General features: G+C 72.1%; 5 protein-coding genes. All 5 read right to left on the bottom strand.

What is annotated here, in order from left to right; genetic code table 11:
- Window positions 1-7: 7 nt before the first annotated feature.
- The 5 genes from NP80_RS21030 to NP80_RS21010 are packed head-to-tail and all read right to left on the bottom strand — an operon-like array spanning window position 8 to window position 19,300.
- Window positions 8-2,209 carry a TonB-dependent siderophore receptor gene (locus NP80_RS21030; protein WP_006409330.1) on the bottom strand — a complete coding sequence of 734 codons (2,202 nt, stop codon included), beginning with the start codon at window positions 2,207-2,209 and terminating at the stop codon, window positions 8-10.
- Between the two features lie 43 nt (window positions 2,210-2,252).
- On the bottom strand, window positions 2,253-3,617 hold the full coding sequence (locus NP80_RS21025; protein WP_006409335.1) for a lysine N(6)-hydroxylase/L-ornithine N(5)-oxygenase family protein: 1,365 nt from the start codon (window positions 3,615-3,617) through the stop codon (window positions 2,253-2,255).
- Window positions 3,618-3,648: 31 nt separating this feature from the next.
- Window positions 3,649-4,665: a GNAT family N-acetyltransferase gene (locus NP80_RS21020; RefSeq protein ID WP_006404836.1), complete on the bottom strand. Its 1,017-nt coding sequence runs from the start codon at window positions 4,663-4,665 to the stop codon at window positions 3,649-3,651.
- The gene (locus tag NP80_RS21015) at window positions 4,655-9,631 is read right to left on the bottom strand and encodes a non-ribosomal peptide synthetase (RefSeq protein ID WP_006404837.1); all 4,977 of its coding nucleotides are present in this window, start codon (window positions 9,629-9,631) and stop codon (window positions 4,655-4,657) included. Before NP80_RS21015 ends, NP80_RS21020 begins: the two co-directional genes overlap by 11 nt.
- Before the next feature lie 9 nt (window positions 9,632-9,640).
- Entirely contained in the window at window positions 9,641-19,300 is a 9,660-nt protein-coding gene (locus NP80_RS21010) for a non-ribosomal peptide synthetase (RefSeq protein WP_045594125.1), read from the bottom strand.
- Window positions 19,301-19,480: the final 180 nt, after the last annotated feature.

Genomic DNA, 19,480 nt, shown 5'->3' with positions numbered 1-19,480 from the left:
CGCGGCGTCACCAGTTGTATTTCGCGGTGGCGATCACCGTGCGGTCGTTGCCGAACATGCAGACCGAGGTCGACTGGCAACCGCTGATGTAATGACGGTTGAACAGGTTCGTCGCGTTCACCGCGAAGCGCCAGTTGCGCACGTCGTAATGCACGGCCGCGTCGATCAGCGTGTAGCTCGATACCGTCAGCGAGTTGTCGGCCGCGCCGGCGGACGCGCTCTGGTAGCGCACGCCGCCGCCGAGCCCGAAGCCCGCGAGCGGCCCCGTGTGCCACGTCCAGTCGGCCCACAGCGACGCCATCTGGCGCGGCCGCGGAATGTCGACCGGCCAGTTGTTCAGCGTCGCGTCGTTGGCCTGCACGACCTTCACGTCCTGATACGCGTACGACGCGATCAGCGACAGGTTCGGCGTGACCTTGCCGGTTGCGCTCAGCTCGATCCCGCGCGCGCGCACTTCACCGGTCTGCACGGATTTCGTGCCGCTCGGATCCTGCGTCGGCAGCGCCGGCGTAACGCCGTTGGTCTGGTTGATCTGATAGATCGCGGCATTCAGCATCAGGTTCTTGCCGGGCGGCTGCCAGCGCAGGCCCGCTTCGATCTGCCTGCCGCGCGTCGGTTTCGGCACCCCGCCGTCGAGCAGGCTCACGCCGATGATCGGATTGAACGACGTCGAATAGCTGATATACGGCGACAGCCCGTAGCCGGCCTGATACGTGAGGCCGACGCGGCCCGTAAACGCCGACACGTCGGCCTTCGACTGCGTGCCGGCCGCGCGATCGTCCATCCGCATGTTGACCCAGTCCTCGCGGCCGCCGAGCGTCAGCGTCCAGCGGTTCCACTTGATCTGGTCCTGCGCGTACAGGCCGAACGTGTTCATCGTCGTGTACGTGTTGGTGCGGTACGTGGTGTCCGGATTGGAAAACACGGCCGTCGTGACCGGCGTGTACACCGGGTTGTAGAGGTTCAGCGTCGGCGCGGCGGCGAGCCATTCGCTATCGGTCGCCGTCTGGCGGTTGTACTGGAAGCCGAGCAGCAGCGTGTGCTGGAGCGGACCCGTCGCAAAACGGCCCTCGAGATTGTTGTCGATGTCGAAGCGGCTGTAGTTCATCTGGAACACGCCGGCCCAGCGGTTGACTTCGGTCAGCGTTTCGTCGGCGAAGCCCGCTCCCCACACCGAGCCGTTGTCGAGCGACAGATGCATCCACCGCGTGTTCTGCCGGAACGTCCACATCGAGTTCAGATTGTGCTCGAACTGATAGCCGAGCGACCACTGCTTCTTGCGGTAGTAGTTGAAGTTGCCGTCGCCTTCGTAGATGTCCTTCGTGATCTGCCCGTTCGGATTCGGCAGCACCGTGCCGGCCGCGGGCAGGAAGTTCGACGAGATGTCGCCCCAGTCCTGCAGATACGTGGCCGACAGCGTCAGCGACGTGTCCGCGTTCGGGCGCCAGCGGAACGACGGTGCGAGCGCGACGCGCTGATCGTTGTTCGGCCCGGTCACCGCGTTGCCGTCGCGCGCGACGCCGACGAACCGGTACGCGTACTTGCCGTCCGGATCGAGCTTGTCGCCGACGTCGATCATGAACTGCTTGCGTGCGTAGTTGCCGATCTCGACGCCCGCTTCGCGCACGCGCTCGCCGTCGGCGAGCTTCGTCTTCACGTCGACGATCGCACCCGGATCGCCCGCGCCGTACAGCACCGACGTCGGGCCGCGCAGCACGGTGATGCTGTCGATCATGTACGGATCGACGCGCCAGCTCGCGAGGTTCAACGTGTTGGGCACCTGCAGGCCGTTCACGTACGCGGTCGGCGTGAAGCCGCGCAGCGCCGCGTACCAGTCGGAGCGGTTGTCCGAGCCGTACGACGAAAAGCCCGGCACGTAGCGCAGCGCGGTGTTCACGTCGGTCGCGCCCGTCATCTCGATCTGCTGCGCGGTCACGACGTTGATCGTCTGCGGGATCTCCTCGATCGGCGTGTCGGTCTTCGTGCCGGTCCGGCTGCGCTTCGCGACGAGCCCCACCGTGCCGTCGCCTTCCGACGCCGCGTTCACGGTGATCGCCGGCAGCGTGCCGGCTGCCGCAGCGTTCGGTGCAGCGGCCTGCGCATTCGCCGTCGGCGCGGTCTGCGCGAACGCCTGCCCGGCCGCCGCACCGAATGCCACGCTCGCCGCGGCCGCGATCGCACGCAACCGCGTGCCTGTTGCCCAATCCATCTTCTTTTACTCCACTTGTCATGCGGTCTCCCGACCGCGCCTCTCAAAGAGCGAAAGCCATGCGGCCCGCGCTCACCCCGTTTTCTTGTCGTGCGCGGGCCGCGGCATCGTCGTGCGCGCCCGGCATGCCGCTTTCGAGCGACGCGCAGATTTCGTCCGCGCGTCGTGCCAGCACCGACAGCAGCGTGTCGGACAGCCCGTGGCTGTCTTCGCAGCAGCCTTGCAGATAGATGCGCGGTGCGAAGTGCGCGGGCGTCGCGAGCCGGTAATCGCGCCCGACGTCGCCGCGCGCCAGCGCGTCGCCGAGCTCCGGCGCCAGGCCCGCGAGCAGCGCGGCATGCGTGTCGCGGCGGTAGCCGGTCGCGAGCACGAGCGCATCGAAACGTTCGACCTGCGTCGCGCCGCTCATCCGGTCGCGCGTCGCGAGCTCGATGCGGCCGTCCGCCGTGCGCGACGCGGCTTCGATCGCGCGGTTCGCGAGGAGCGCGTGGCGCGGCGTGCCGTCGATGCGCTGCAGGTACAGCATTTCGTAGATCTGTTCGATCAGCGGCCGATCGACGACCGCGTAGTTCGTGTCGCGATAGCGCTCGAGCAGCGCGCGTCGCGCGTCGTGCGGCTGCGCGTAGACGACGTCGGTGAATGCCGGGCTGAAGATCTCGTTGACGAACGGACTGTCGTCGGCCGGCTTCAGCGCGCCGGCGCGCATCACGAGGCTCGCGTCGACGTGCGGGAAGCGCCGCGCGAGATCGACGAACACTTCGGCCGCGCTCTGCCCGGCGCCGATCACCGCGACGCGGCGACGTTCGCCGTCCGGTGCGGCGACGAGCCGCGCGATGTCGGCCAGATACGACGACGAATGGATCACGCGCTCGTTGCCGAGTGCCGCGAACGCGTCGGGAATCGCCGGCGCGCCGCCGATGCCGACCGACAGCGCGCGCGTCACGCGCCGATGCGTCTGTCCGTCTGCGTCGCGCGACACGATGCGCAGCGCATCGACGCGCGCACCGCTGCCGTGCACGGGCTCGATCGAGGTGACCGTTTCGCCGTAGTGCACGCGATCGTCGAAGGCGTCGGCGACCCAGCTCAGGTAGTCGTGGAATTCGACACGCGTCGGATAAAAGTTCTTCAGGTTGATGAATTCGTTCAGCCGGCCGCGTTCGAACAGATAGTTGATGAACGTGTAGCGGCTCTTCGGATCGCGCATCGTGACGAGATCCTTCAGAAACGAGATCTGCATCCGGCAGTCGTCGAGCAGCATCCCGCGATGCCAGCCGAACGCGGGCTGCCGCTCGACGAAGCAATGCGCAAGCGCGCGCGGGCCGCCGCGCTCGGCGAGGCGCACGGCCAGCGCCAGATTCGACGGCCCGAAGCCGACGCCGATCAGGTCGAATACGGTTTCTCTCTGCATGTCTCAGCTCCCTTGTCGATGAACCGGCCCGTCAGACGTGACGGCCGGAGAAGAACGTGTCGCGCCGCGTGCACATCCACAGCGGCTGTCCGTCGGCGAGCGCGAGACGGCGCCGCCGCGCGAAGCCGTGCCGCGCGAGCAGGTCGGCGATCCGCGCGTGGCCGGCCGGTACGGCGCAGCCGATCGCTTCGGTACGCGGATCGTCGAGAAACAGGTAATGGACGACGCTCGGCAGCCACGCGGCGATGCAAGGCGCGCCGCGCCAGCGCGACTCGCCGACCAGCATCCGCAGCGCGCGGTCGTAGTCGCGCGCGGCAACGTGCGGCGCGAGCGCATCCTCCTTCAGCCATACCGCTTCGAAATACGCGAACGGCTCGCCGTCGAAGCAGCCGACGAGCGGCGTCACGTGCGGCTCGAAGTCGGCCGCCGTGCCGGGCTGCGCGCCGGGCCAGCCGTCGCGCACGCGCGGCGTGTCGAACCAGCGCGCGATGCGCGCGGGATCGTCGGCCGGCTGCCAACCGCGCAGCGTGAAACGGACGCCGAGCGCCGGCATGTCGCGCGCATAGACCTCGCTGCGCGGCGCGGGCGGACGGCGCGGATGGCGCCGCCCGTCGGTCAGCGTCGGCAGCGTCGCGCACGGCGGCCGTGCCTCGACGAGCCAGAGATCGGCCTGCTGCGCCCACCCTTCGCGCATGCATTGGCCGCCGTCGCCGAGCACGCCGCTCGCGCGCAGCGCATCGAGCGCGACCGCGGGCCATGCGGCCGCGTCGAGACGGACCGACGTGCGCGCGACGTCGACCGCGAACGCCGCCGCGAGCGCGGCGAGCACCGCCCGCCGCTGCTCGGCCGGCGCCGCGCGATGGTTGTATGCGACGAGGCGCAGCGCGCCGTCGTCCGTCAACTGGGCGCGCAGCAGCTGCGCGCCGATGCCGTCGCCGTGCGAGACGCGAATCTCGGCACCGTCGCGTGCCGCGCAGAGTTCGTTCGCGAACGTCAGCCGGCAGTTATCGGGCACCGTGTATCCGTCCGGGCGCACTTCAGCCAGCATGGCGAGCCTCCCGATATGCGTCGGTGTGCGCGCGTGCGTCGAGCCGCGCGGCGAGCGCCGCGAGCGTCGGCACGGCGAATACGTCGTCGATCGTCAGCGCGTGGCCCGCGCGGCACGCGGCGTCGACGAAGCGCACGACGTCGAACGACGTCGCGCCCGCCTCGAACAGGTCCGCGTCGGGCGCAGGCGCGGCGGTTGCGAACGTGTCGGACCACAGCGCGGCGAGCGCGGCGGCCGTGCGCGACGCGCGCGCCGGTGCATCGGCTTCGTCGTCGGTCGCGCCGCGCGCGGGTGCCGCAGCGACGTGCGCGTCCGGCGCGCCGAGTACCGTGTCGGCCGCATGCGCGAAGCGCGCGACTTCGTCGTGATAGCGCGCGACGAGCGCCTCGACGAAGCGGCCGTCGAGCAGTTCGTCCGCATACGAGAACGCCGCGCCGACGCGCCCGTCCGGATGCTCGACGACGTCCAGTTCGAGCGTGAACACGACGCGATGCCGCACGTCGTCGAACCCGGCGACCGATAACCCGGCCCAGTCGCGTGCGACCGCACCGGTCGGGCGCAGATAGTTGAACATCACCTGGAACAGCGGATTCGCATCGGCCGCGCGCGGTGCGCGCAGCGCGGCGACCACGTCGGCAAACGGCACGTCCGCACGCGCATAGGCGGCCAGCGCCGTGTCGCGCACCTGCGCGAGCACGTCCGCGCGACGCGCGGTCGCGTCGAGCCGCGTCCGCACGACCACCGCATTGATGAACAGGCCGAGCGCGTCGCGTGCCGCGTCGCCGGTCAGCTCGCGCGTCGACGCGAGCACGCCCACCGGCTGGTCGCCCGCGCCCGTCACGCGGAACAGCGCGGCGTTCAGCGCCGCGTGCAGCAGCATCGGCAGCGTCGCGTGCGCGGCCGATGCCGCCTCGCGCGCCGCGCGGATCAGCGCGCCATCGAATTCGAATGCGAGGCGCGCGGCGCGCCATTGCGGGACCGCCGGCGCGTCCGCACGCTGCGGCAGGATGCGCACCGGCAGGCCGGCGAGCGCGCTGCGCCACTCGTCGACGCGCCCCGCTGCAGCCGGGGCCGGCAACACGAACGGCGCCGCCCTGCCGGTCGGCACAGCGTTGCCGCGCACGTGCGCGACGTAGCGCGTGCGCACCGCGTCGAGCCACAGCTCGATCGATTCGCCGTCGGACACGATGTGATGAATCGCGATCGACAACACGTGATCGTCGGCACCGAGCCGCAACAGGCGCACGCGCCAGAGCGGCGCATCGGCCGCGAGATCGAACGGCGCGAGCGCATCGTCGTCGGTCAGCGCGGCCGCGCGTGCGCGTGCGTCGTCGTGCCCGGACAGATCGACGACCGGCAGCGCGAGCGGCGCCGCGTCGACGATCCGCTGCCCCGGCAGCCCGTGCGCGCGCGGCACGATGCGCACACGCAGCGCCGGATGAACGGCTGCCGCGTCGGACAACGCCGCGCGCAGCGCGTCGACGTCGAGCGGGCCGCGCACGCGCAGCGCGACCGGAATGTTGTACGCGGCGCTATCCGGCTGCGCGCGCCAGAGGAACCACAGCGCGAGCTGGGCGGGCGACAGCGGCCATACGCCGTGCGCATCGGCTTGCGCCACCGCGACGCGCGGGGCCGCGGCAGCCGCGTGTGCGGCGCGCGGCGCGGCGGCGACCTGCCGTGCGTATTGCGCGAGCAGCGGCGCCTCGAACAGCGCGCGCACCGGCACGTCGCGGCCGAGCCGTTCGGCCACGCGCGTGGCAACGCGCACGGCCGCGAGCGAATGCCCGCCGAGTTCGAAGAAGTGATCGCCGCGACCGACGCGTTCGACGTTCAACACGTCGCGCCAGATCGCCGCAAGCGCGGCTTCGTCGCCGTCGTGCGGCGCTTCGTACGCGCGCTCGATGCGCACCGGCGCCGGCAGCCGCGCGCGGTCGACCTTGCTGTTCGCGTTACGCGGCAGTGCGTCGAGCACGATCAGCTGCGCGGGCACCATGTAGTCGGGCAGCGTGCGGCGCAGATGCGCGTCGAGCGTCGCCGCGTCGACCGGTTGCGCGCCCGCGCGCGCCTCGGCCGTCAGTTCGACGTAAGCGACGAGCTGCGCCTGCGCGCCCTGCCCATGCACGACCGCGCACGCTTCGCGGACCGCGTCGTGTGCGGCCAGCTGCGCTTCGATCTCGCCGAGTTCGATCCGCAGCCCGCGCAGCTTCACCTGATGGTCGACGCGGCCGATGAAGTCGAACACGCCGTCCGCACGGCGCCGCACGAGGTCCCCCGTGCGATACAGCCGCGCGCCCGGCGCGCCGTACGGATCGGGCACGAAGCGTTCGGCGGTCAGCGCGGGCCGGTCGAGATACCCGCGCGCGACGCCGATTCCCTCGCCGCCGAGATACAGCTCGCCGATCACGCCGACCGGCAGCGGATGCAACCGCGCGTCGAGCACGTGCGCGGTGCGCGCGCCGACCAGCGTGCCGATCGGCAGATAGGCGGCGTCGCCGAGCTTCGCGAGATCGTCGCCGGGACGGAACATCCAGAGCGTCGGCGTGATCACCGTCTCGGTCGGCCCGTAGCCGTTCACGACGCGCACGTTCGGCAGCGCGCGGCGCAGCATCGCGAATGCTTCGCGCGAGGTCGCCTCGCCGCCCACCGTCAGCGAACGCAGTGTCGGCGGCGCGCCGTGTGCGAGCGCCCATTCGGCGAGCTGCGCCGCGCAGCCGGGCGGCACGTAGGTCATCGTCACGCCGTCGCGGTTCATCATCGCGCAGGTCTGCGCGGGCGGCCACAGCACGTCGGCCGTCACCGACACCGCCGCGCCCGACATGTACTGCGAAAACCAGCCTTCATGCGCGCCGTCGAAGTTGACCGACTGGAACAGCAGGAACACGTCGTCCTCGCCGGCGCCGTAGCGCTCGGCGATCGCCGCGCAATGGCGCGCGAACGACGCGTGATCGACGATCACGCCCTTCGGCTTGCCGGTCGACCCCGACGTGTAGATTGCGTACGCCGCGTGGCCGGGCAGCACGTCGGGCAGCGCGACGTCGGCCGCTTCGTCGAGCGCGTCGATGCGATCCGCGCGCCACACGCGCAACGCAGGCGCCTCGGGCAGCGACGCGACGCTCGCGGCGTCGGTCAGCACGTGCGCGATGCGTGCATCGTCGACGATCTGCGCCAGCCGTTCGCGCGGATGCGCCGGATCGAGCGGCACGAACGCGGCGCCCGACTTCAGCACCGCGATCAGCGCGACGAGCAGATCGACCGAGCGCTGCAGCGCGACGCCGACACGCATTTCAGGCCGCACGCCGGCCGCGACGAGGTGGCGCGCGAGCCGTGCGGCGCGTGCGTCGACTTCGCCGCGCGTCAGCGCGCGCTCGATGTCGGCGACGCCGCGCGCGTGCGGCCGCGCCCGTGCATGGGCGGCGATGCGCGCGTGCACGGGCACGAACGGTTCGGCCTCGGCCGCACCGGCCGGCGCATTCCACGCGGCAAGCTGCGCGCGCTCGTCGGCCGGCAGCCAGTCCAGATCGCCGACCGGCGTGTCGGGTCGCGCGAGCGCATCGCGCAGCAGCGTGACGAAACGGGCGGCGAGCCGCGCGATCGCATCGGCCTCGAACAGGTCGAGCGCATAGACGAATGCCGCGTCGAACGAGCCGTCGGGCGTCGCTTCGATCGCGAGCGTCAGGTCGAATTTCGCCGACGGCGTGCCGGACGGCAGCAGCGCGGCCGACGCGGCGCCGAAGGCCGGCAGCGCGCGGCGCTCGCCGTACGCGGCCATCACTTGGAACAGCGGATGATGGCTCGCGCTGCGCGGCACGCCGAGCGCGTCGACGACCTGCTCGAACGGGACGTCCTGATGCATTTGCGCGTCGACGAGCGCGCGTTGCGTGCGCGCGACCAGCGACGCGAAATCGCGATGGGCCGGCACGTCGACGTCGATCGCCAGCGTGTTGACGAAGAAGCCGATCAGCCCCGCCGTCTCCGCCCGTTCGCGATTCGCGGCCGGCACGCCGACGCAAATCCGCGCATCGCCGGTCGCGCGCGCGAGCAGCGTGTCGAGTGCGGCGAGCAGCACCGCGAACGGCGTCGCCCCCGACGCGGCCGCGAACGCACGCAGCTGCGCGCCGATCTGCGCGTCGAGCGAGAACGCATGCCGCGCGCCGAGCGCGCTGCGCCGCGCCGGCCGCGCGCGCGCGCCGGGCAGCGCCAGCACGCCGCGCTGCGCGTCGAGCCGTTCGCGCCAGAACGCGAGCTGACGATCGCGCTCGCCGGCATCGAGCCAGCGGCGCTGCCACAGCGCGTAGTCGGCATACTGGATCGGCAGCGGCGCGAGCGACACCGGCCGGTCGTCCGCATAGGCGCGATAGAACGCCGCGAGTTCGTCGAGCATCACGCTCGAGGACCAGCCGTCGGACACGATGTGATGCACGGTCAGCGCGAGCCAGTGCCGCGTCGCGTCGAACCGCAGCAGATGCGCGCGTACGAGCGGTGCCGCGCCGAGATCGAACGGTTCGGCTTCGTCGGCCGCCGCGACGTCGTGCGCACGGGCGTCGCGCTGCGCGGGCGGCAGCGCCTCGAGATCGGTTTCGCGCCACGGGCAGCGCAATGGCGGATGGATCGTCTGCGCGACGCCGTCCGCCGTTTCGTCGAAGGTCGTGCGCAGCGCCTCGTGACGTGCGATCAGCGCATCGCATGCCGCACGCAGCGCGTGCCGATCGAGCGGCCCTGTGAGTGCGAGCCGTTCGGTGATGTGATACGCCTGCGGCGCATCGATCAGCCGTGCGTGCAGCCACAACCGCGTCTGCGCGAACGACGCCGGCACGCGGTCGCTGCGCGGCGTGCGCGGCGGAATCGGCAGCACGCGAAAGTCGATGCCGGCCGCGCCGAGCTTGTCGATGAACACCGCGCGCTGCGCGTCGGGCAATTGCGCGAACCGCGTCGCGAGCGCGAGCCAGTCGGGTTGAACCTTCGTCATCCGTCGTCCTTATTGGGTTTCGAGTTCGCCGAGCAGCGCGTCGATCGTGCTCGCCGCGTCGGTCGCGCCGCGCGCTGCGCAGGCGTCGTCGATCGCCGCGGCGCAGCGCGCGAGCGTGCGCGCGTCGAACAGCGTGCGCAGCGGCAGCGCGATGCCCCAGTGCAGATTGGCCTGCGCATGCGCGTGCGTCGCGAGCAGCGAGTGGCCGCCGAGCAGGAAGAAGTCGTCGTCGCGACCGATCGCGTCCACGTGCAGCACGCGCTGCCAGATCTCGGCGAGCGCGCGCTCGGTATCGGTCGCGAGCGCGGCCGCGACGGCCGGCGCACGCACGGGCGCCGGCAACGCGTGGCGGTCGCACTTGCCGTTCGGCGTGACCGGCAGCGCGTCGAGTTCGATCAGCTGTGCGGGCACCATGTAGGCGGGCAACTGCGCGCGCAGCGTGTCGAGCAGCGCCGCGCGATCGAGCGCGGCACCATCGCCGCGTGCGACGTAGCCGATCAGCTGCTCGTCGCGCACGATCACGACCGCGTCGTGCACGCCGGGCGCCGCGCGCAGCAGCGCCTCGATCTCGCCCGGCTCGATCCGCTGGCCGCGCAGCTTCACCTGCGTGTCGACCCGGCCCAGGTAGTCGAGCGCGCCGTCCGCGCGGCGCCGTGCGAGGTCGCCGGTGCGGTACATGCGCTCGCCCGGCGCGAACGGATCGGGCACGAAACGCTCGGCGGTCAGCGCCGGCCGGCCGAGATAGCCGCGCGCGAGCCCCGCGCCGGACAGATACAGCTCGCCGGTCGCGCCGGGCGGCACCGGCTGCCATGCGGCGTCGAGCACGTGCAGCCGCAGGTTCGCAATCGGATGCCCGATCGGGACGGCGGCCGCGCGCGCGTCGTGCGCGCCGCAGGTCCAATGCGAGACGTCGATCGCGGCTTCGGTCGGCCCGTACAGGTTCACGAGCGTCGCGTTCGGCAGCAGCCGCGCCATGCGCGCGACGAGCTCCGGTGCGAGTGCCTCGCCGCTCGCCACGATCAGCCGCACGCTCGCGCACTGCGCGGCAGCCGAAAAATCGTCGAGATACGCGGCGAACGCGGCGAGCATCGACGGCACGAAATGCAGCACCGTCACGCGATGCGCCGCGATCGCGGCACAGAGCCGCGCCGGATCGCGATGCTCGCCGGGCGCCGCGATCGCGAGCTTCGCGCCCGCCGCGAGCGGCCACACGAACTCCCATACCGACACGTCGAAGCCGAACGGCGTCTTGTGCAGCACGACGTCGTCGCGCGTGAGCCCATAGGCGTGCTGCATCCACGCGATCCGGTTCGCGAGCGCGCCATGCGTGTTGCCCGCGCCTTTCGGCCGGCCGGTCGAGCCCGACGTATAGATCAGATACGCGAGCTGCGCATCGTCGACGTCGGCCGGCCGTTCGTCGGCGGCCACGTCGTCGTCCAGCAGATCGGCGAGCGTCAGCCACTGCGTCGAGGCGCGCTCGCCGAGCGCGGCATCGACCTGCGCGCGCAGATGCGGCTGCGTGATCGCGACGGCCGGCCGCGCATCGTGCAGCAGATACGCGATGCGCTCGGCCGGATAGTCGGGGTCGATCGGCAGATAGGCGGCGCCCGCCTTCAGCACGCCGACGAGCGCGATTACCATGTCGAACGAACGCTCGAGGCACAGCGCGACCGGCGTATCGGGCCGCACGCCGCGCCGGCGCAGCGCGGCCGCGACGCGCGACGTGCGGCGATCGAGTTCGCGATAGCCGATCTGCCGGATCGTGCCATGCGCGTCCGCCAGTTCGAGCGCGACCGCATCGGGCATCGCGCGCGCGGCGTCGGCGAACTGCCGGTGCAGCGGCTGTCGTTGCGCGTCGGGCCAGATGCGCGCGGTGTCGTGCATGCGCGTCAGCGCGTCGCGCACGGCCTCGTCCGCAATCGACAGCATGCCGAGCGGCGCGTCCGGCATGCGTGCGAGCGCGTCGAGCGCGCACGCGAAGGCGCGATGCCAGGTCTCGACCTGCGATGCGTCGAGACGCGCGGTGTCGTAGCCGTAGTCGATCGTCAGCGCACTACCGGTTTCGATCACGAGCGTCAGCGCGAAATCGGTCGCCTCGATGCTGCGCACGTCGGTCAGCGCAAGCGCAAGCGCACGCGGATCGGCATCGCCGGCGCGCTCGTCGACCGGGTAGTTTTCGAAGACGACGAGCGTGTCGAACAATGCACCGCCCGCGCCGCGCGCCCAGCGCTGAATGTCGGCGAGCGGCGTGTGCGCATGCTCGGCGGCCGCCGCGTTGTCGCGTTGCAGCGCCTGCAGCCAGTCCGACGCGCGCCGCTGCGGCGCCGGCGTCGTGATGACGGGCACCGTGTTGATGAAGAGACCGAGTACGGCGTCGACGTCCGGCAATGCGTCCGGACGTCCGGCCACCGTCGCGCCGAACGCGACGGCCGGCTGATGCGTCATGCGCTGCAGCGCGAGTGCCCATGCGCCCTGCACCAGCGTGTTGACCGTCAGCTTCAGTGCACGTGCCGTCTGCGCGACGCGCGCGAATGCCGGCGCGTCGATCGTCGCGCGCCACGTGACGACGTGCCCGTCCGCACGGTCGGCCGTGCGTTCGGCGATCAGCGTCGGCGCATCGAGCCGCGCGAGCCGTTCGGTCCAGAAGCGTTCGTCGGCGTCGCGATCGCGCGTGCCAAGCCATGCGATGAAGTCGCGATAGCGCAGCGCCGGACGCGGCGCGAACGGCGACACCGCATCGGGATCGCGATAGTCGCGCAGCACGTCCGCCAGCAGACGCGCCGTGCTCCAGCCGTCGAGCAGCACGTGATGGCGCGTCCATACGATGCGCCACGCGTCGTCCGTCACGCGAATCAGCGTGAGGCGCATCAGCGGCGGCTCGCGCCAGTCGAAGCCGCGTGCGCGATCGGCCGCGAGCCACGCTTCGAAATCCTCGTCGAGCGTCGCGCCACGCGCGCGCCAGTCGAGCTGTTCGACCGGCATCTGCGCATGACGATGGACGCATTGCAGCGGCGCCGCTTCGTCCGGCATCACGCTCGTGCGCAGGATGTCGTGCCGCGCGATCGACGCCGCGAACGCGCGCACGAGGCGCGCCGGCTCGAGCGCGGTCGCCGTCGCGACGAGCTGGTTCACGTAGCTCGCGTGGCCGGGCGCGAACAGCGCATGAAACAGGATGCCCTGCTGCATCGGCGAAAGCGGATAGACGTCGTCGATCGTGCGCCAGTCGAGCGGCGTGCGCTCGATCGCGGCCTGCGTGAGGCCGGCTGCGCGCGCAAGCGGAAAATCGCCCGGCGTCGCACCGCCGCCGCGCCGCGCGAGGCGTGCTGCGCATGCGTCGACGAGCTCGCGCAGCGCGGCCGCAAAGCGCTCGGCCAGCGCGTCGATCGTCGCGCGCTCGAACTGCGGTGCGCCATAGACCCAATGCAGCTTCAGCGTGCGCGCACCGTCCGGCTGCGCGTCGAGGTACGCGTGGATCGCGAGCAGATTGCCGAGCGGGCCCTGCGGATCGCGCTCGATGCCGGCGCCGCCGACGCGCGGCACCAGCGTCGCATCGCGCGCTGCGTCGAACTGGCCGAGATAGTTGAACGTGACGCGCGGCCGCGGCACGGCCGCCAACGCCTCGCGCGTGCGCGGATCGCCGTAGTGCGCGAGCACGCCGAAGCCGAGCCCCTTGTGCGGCACCGCGCGCAGCGTGTCCTTCACCGCGCAGAGCGTGTCGCGCGCGCTCGCCGCGACAGGAAGCGCGACCGGATAGTGGCTCGTCAGCCAGCCGACCGTGCGGCTCGCGTCCGCATCGTCGAACAGCGCCTCGCGCCCGTGTCCTTCGAGTTCGACGCGACACGACGATGCGCCGCGCGAGCCGGCCAGCGCGATCGCAAGCGCCGCGCACAGCAGCTCGATCGTCTGCGTGCGGTAAGCCGCGTGCGCGTCGGTGAGTGCGGCGCGCGTCAGCGTCGCGTCGATCGTCTGTACGACGACGGCCGCGTCGGCATTCGTCGCACGCGCGTCGGGCCGGTCGGGCTCGAGTTCGTCGCCTTCTGCGGCGGCGGCCCAGTAAGCGGTTTCAGCCGCGAACGGCGACGCCGGACCGGTCGCGGCACGCGCGAGGCGCGCGGCCCAGGCACCGGCGCGCAGGCCGGGCGCCGACAGCCGCGGCGGCATACGCTCGCAGGCGGCACGGTAGGCGGCATCGAGATCGTCGAACACGATGCGCCACGACACGCCGTCGACGATCAGATGATGAATCGCCAGATACAACCGCGTCGACCCGTCCGGCAACCGCGCCGCACAGGCGCAGGCGAGCGGGCCGCGCGCGAGATCGAGGCGGCGCTGCAGCGCATCGAAGCGCGCGAGCGCGTCGGCTTCGTCGTGCGCGACGACCTCGACGAACGGCAGCGCATCGTACGGCTTCGCCGCGTCGGTCGCATGCCACGTGCCGTCCGTGCCGCGCGCGAAACGCTGGCGAAACGCCGCGTGATGCGTGAGCACCGCATCGAACGCGCGCGCGAATGCGTCGGCATCGAACGGCCCGCGTACGTCGAACGCGACCGACTGGTTCCAGTGGCCGCGATTCGGCAGGTCGAGCGCGAAAAAGCGCTGCTGCGCGGGCGTGAGCGTCTGGATATCGGCGCCGGCGGACGACGCAGGCTCGGCGGCCGGCTGCGGCGTCGCGGCGGCGTCGACCTTCGCAACGCGCGCGAGCTCGGCGAGCGTCGGGCCGTCGAACAGCTGTTTCGGCGTGAAGCGCACGCCGCGCTTGCGCGCGCGCGCAATCACCTGCAGCACGAGGATCGAATCGCCGCCGAGCTCGAAGAAGTTGTCGTGGCGGCCGACGCGCGGCGCTTTCAGCACGGCCTGCCACACCTCGGCGAGCACCGTTTCGGCGAGCCCTTGCGGCGCATCGCCCGATGCATGCTCGACCGGTCGCGCCGCCAGCTCGCGCAGCGCCGCGCGGTCGATCTTGCCGTTCGCGGTGACCGGCAGACGCGCAAGCGCGACGCACTGCGCAGGCACCATGTAGTCGGGAAGCATCGCGGCGAGCGCCGTGCGCAGCGCCGCTTCGTCGAATGCGGCACCGTCGCGCGTGACGACGAAGGTCGCGAGGCGCAGCCGGCCGTCGTGTTCGATCGCGAGCGTTTCGGCCTGCGCGATCGGGCCGGCCGCGCGCACGGCCGCGCTGACTTCGCCGGGCTCGACGCGGTAGCCGCGAATCTTCACCTGGTCGTCGATCCGGCCGAGAAACGCGATGCGGCCGTCGGTGCCGAGCCGCACGCGATCGCCGGTGCGGTAGAGCCGCGCACCGGGCGTGAACGGATCGGGCACGAAGCGCTCGGCCGTCTGCGCGGGCCGGTTCAGATAGCCGCGCGCGACGCCCGGGCCGCCGAGATGGAGTTCGCCCGTCGCACCGGGCGGCACGCAGGCGCCGAACGCGTCGAGCACGAGCGCGCGTGCGTTCGGCAGCGGCACGCCGAGCGGTACGCCGGCCGCCGGATCGCGCGCGTCGGCGGCGATCGACGCGGCGTCGCACGCGAGCGCGCCGACCGTCGCTTCGGTCGGTCCGTAATGGTTGATCACGCGGCATGCCGGCGCGAGCGCCGCGACGCGCGCGACCAGCGCCCACGTAAGCGTCTCGCCGCCCGTGACGAGCGCATGGCGCGGCAGCACGTCGGCCGGTACGCGTGCGTCGAGCAGCGCCTGCAGATGGCTCGGCACGATCTTCAGCACGCCGACCTCGCGGTGGCGCATTTCGTCCGCGAACGCGTCGGGATCGAACGCGCACGATGCGGGCAGCAGATGCAGCGTCCGGCCGCTGCAGAGCGCGCCGAACAGCGTCGTATGACCGAGATCGGCCGCGACCGTCGAGACCATCGCGAACGACGCCTCGGGCGCGAACGCGAGCTCGTCGAGCAGCCCCTGCACGTAGTCGGCAAGTGCGCGATGCGATACGACGACGCCCTTCGGCGTACCGGTCGACCCCGACGTGTAGATCAGATACGCGCCCTGCTCCGGATGCGGCGCGACGCGCACACCGGCTGCCGTCGCGAGCGTCGCGTCGTGCGCGAGCGCGTCGACGTCGAGCGGCTGTGCGCACGTGTCGAGCGGCCATGCAGATGTGTTTGCGACGAGCGCGCAGCGCGCACCGCAGTCCGCCGCCGCCGCGGCGAGGCGCGCGGCCGGTTGGGCCGGATCGAGCAGCACGGCGAGTGCGCCGGCCTTCAGCGCACCAAGCAGCCCGACGACGAAGCGCACCGAGCGCTCGATACAGACGATGACGGGCGCTTCGGCGGACACGCCGCGCTGCTGCAGCGCGCGGGCGACGCGGTTCGACGTATCGTCGAGTTCGGCAAAGCTCAGCGACGACGCGGCGTCCGCCACGGCGATCCGATGCGGATACGCGGCCGCCTGGCGCGCGAACGCGGCCACGACGTCCGCATGCTCGACACGCAACGCACGGCCGTCGCGCGGCTGCCGCGACGCGGGCGCACCGTCGCACGGCAGCGCGGCCGTCGCGCATTGCGGATCGCGCACGGCCGACGCGAGCAGCGCCGCATAGCTGTCGAGCCACGCGCGCGCGGTATCCGCATCGATGCAGTCGGTCGCATAGGCGGCGACGAGTTCGATGCCGCTCGCGTCGTCGGTGAAGTCGACCGCGAAATCGAAGCGCGCCGCGAGGTCCGGCCCCGGCGTCGCGACCGCCGTTGCGCCCGGCAGCACGCTGTCGTGCCGCGCGTCGAACTGCTGGGCGAACTTCACGCGCAGCCATTCGTCGCCGCGCCTGACCGGCGGCTTCACCGCATCGACGACACGCTCGAACGGCACGTCCTGATGCGCGACCGCTTCGAGCGCGGCGCTGCGCGCGGCATCGACGAGCGCGCGGAACGGCTGGGCCGGCGCGACGCGTACACGCAGGGCGACGGTGTTCAGGAACAGCCCGAGCAGCGCGCGCGTTTCCTCACGCTGCCGATGCGCGACCGGCACCGCGACGACGACGTCGGTTTCGCCGGTGAGCCGCGCGAGCCATGCGTCGAACGCCGCGACCAGCACGACGAACACGCTCGCGTGCGCGTCGCGCGCGAGTTGGCGCACGTCGGCCGCGACCGCATCGGGCACGCGCACGCTGACGCGCGCGCCGCGCAGCGTGCGCGTGGCCGGCGGCTGACGGTCGAGCGGCAGCGCGATCGGGCCCGGCGCGTCGCGCAATGCGCCGCGCCAGTAGTCGAGCTGGCGCTCGGCCTCGCCGTTCGCGAGCATCTCGCGCTGCCACTCCGCGTAGTCGGCGTACTGGATCGGCAGCGCGGGCAGCGACGGCGCCCGGCCTGCTGCATACGCGCGATAGGCGGCCGACAGCTCGTCGAACGCGCAGCGCGAACTCCAGCCGTCGCTGACCGCGTGATGCGCGGTCAGCAGCAGCCGATGGCGATCGTCGGCGAGCGCGACGAGCGTCGCGCGCACGAGCGGCCCGCGCGCGAGATCGAACGGCGTGCCGGCGTCGCGCTCCGCGAGCCGCGCGGCCTCCGCGTCGCGCGCCGCCGGCGGCAAGCCGCGCAGATCGACGTCGACGATCGTTACCGGCAGTCGCGCATGAATGCGCTGCATCACGATGCCGTCGTCGTTGTCAACGAGCGTCGTGCGCCACGCCTCGTGCCGCTCGATCAGATGGTCGAGCGCGCGCTGCAGCGCGGCACGGTCGAGCGCGCCGTCGATCGTCCAGTGCGCGGCGATGTGGTACGCGGCGCTTGCGTCGCGCGTCTGCGCGAGCACCCAGAAGCGTTGCTGCGCGAGCGACGCCGCGCGGTCGACGTGCGCCGCACCGGCACTCGGCGTCGTGCGGCGCGCGGCAATCGCGGCGAGCGGCGCGCCCGTCTCGCGCTCCGCACCGTCGATCGTGGCGGCGAGCTCCGCGAGCGACGGATCGGCAAACAGCGTATCGAGCCGCAGATTCACGCGCATCGACGCGCGAATCGCGGCCTGCAACTGCATCACGCCAAGCGAATCGGCGCCGAGCGACACGAAACAATCGTCGCGCGACGGCGCGGCATCGAGCGCGAGCAGCGTTTGCCACAGCGCCGCGAGCTGCTGCTCGGTCGGCGTGCGCGGCGCGTCGCCGCCCTGCTGCGCGGTACGCGCAGCGGCGATGCGCTCGCGCAGCGCCGCACGGTCGAGTTTGCCGTTGAGCGTGTACGGCAGTGCGTCGCAGCGCACGAAACGGTGCGGCTGCCACGCGGCCGGCAGCTGCGCGGCGACGTGCGCGCCGAGCGCCGCATCGTCGATTGCCGCGCGCAGCGCGATGCATGCGATCAGCCGCGTCGGGCCCGCGCCGGTTTCGGCGATGACCGCGGCATCGGCCACCGCCGGATGCGCGCGCAGGCAGGCGGCGATTTCCGCCGGTTCGACGCGTACGCCACGCACCTGGACCTGATCGTCGACGCGGCCGATGTAGTCGAATGCGCCGTCGTCGCGAAAACGCACGAGATCGCCGGTGCGATATACACGCGCGCCGGGCGCGCCGTCCGCGTCCGGCACGAAGCGCTCGGCGGTCAGCGCAGGCCGCCCGTGGTAGCCGCGCGCGACGCACAGGCCGCCGAGCAGCAACTCGCCGGCGTCAGCCGCGGCGTCGCTGCGGTCGATGCGCGCGACGCGCGGGCCGATCGGGCGCCCGATCGGCAGCGCCGCATACGCATCGTCCGCATTCAGCACCGGCGTCTCGCCCGGCTCGACCGGCCACAGCATCGGCGAAATCACGGCCTCGGTCGGCCCGTAGCCGTTCACGAGCCGCACCGCAGGAAACGTGCGGCGCACGAATTCGAATGCCTGCTGCGGCAGCGCTTCGCCGCCGAACGCGAGCACGCGCAGCGCGGGCGGCACGCCGTCGCGCGCGGCGACGTTCGCGAATTCGCGCAGATAGGCGGGCGGAAACGCGGCTACGCTGATCGCGTCGCGCACCATCAGCGCATGCGCGGCGTCCGGCGCGAACGGCTGCGGCGGCGCGATCGTCACGCTGGCGCCGAGCGCGAGCGGCGCGAGCCAGCATTCGTGCGCGGCGTCGAAATTGACCGACGCGAAATGCAGCAGCCGATCGTCCGCGCGGATCGGCAGCGCGGCCGCGAGCGCGTCGCAGTGCGCGGCGAGCGGCCCGTGTTCGACGACGACCGCCTTCGGCGTGCCGGTCGAACCGGACGTATAGATCATGTATGCGGCCGAGCGCGCATGCACGGCCACGCACGGGCCGTCCGATACGCCGGCCGCGCCGGCATGTGCGGCGGCGGCCATCGCGTCGGCGACGTCGAACGCGTGCTCGAACGGCGTGCGCAGCGCCGCGCGCCCGGCCGCATCGACGATCCCGTAGCGCAGCTGCGCGTCGCCGACGATCCAGTCGAGCCGGGCGGCCGGATGGCGCGGATCGAGCGGCACGAATACGCCGCCCGCCTTCAGCACCGCGAGCAGCGCGACGAACAGCGCGCACGAGCGCTCGACGCAGACGCCGACGCGCACTTCCGCGCCGACGCCGGCTGCACGCAGCTGCTGCGCGAGCCGCGATGCGCACGCATCGAGCGCGCCGCGCGACAGGCGCAGATCGTTCTGGAAAGGCGCCGCGAGCGCGGGCGCATCGGGCGCGTGCTGCGCCAGTTCGCGGATTCGGTGGTGCAACGCAGTCGGGAAACTCGTCATGGCGTGAAGTCCTTCGGTCCGGCCGCTTCGGCCAAGTCTCGGGGCCGCTTCGGGCGGCTTCACTGGTGTGACGAACGACGCGCGCGATTTTTTACCTTTTCGTATCGACACCCGTTTCGCACACGCCAGGGCCGCAGCATTGCTAAAGATTTGCCGCGCTCGTTCGTCTATCAGGAAGGA

The organism is Burkholderia multivorans ATCC BAA-247 (assembly GCF_000959525.1).
GTDB classification, from domain to species: Bacteria; Pseudomonadota; Gammaproteobacteria; order Burkholderiales; family Burkholderiaceae; genus Burkholderia; species Burkholderia multivorans.
This window is presented reverse-complemented; position numbering and strand designations above follow the sequence as displayed.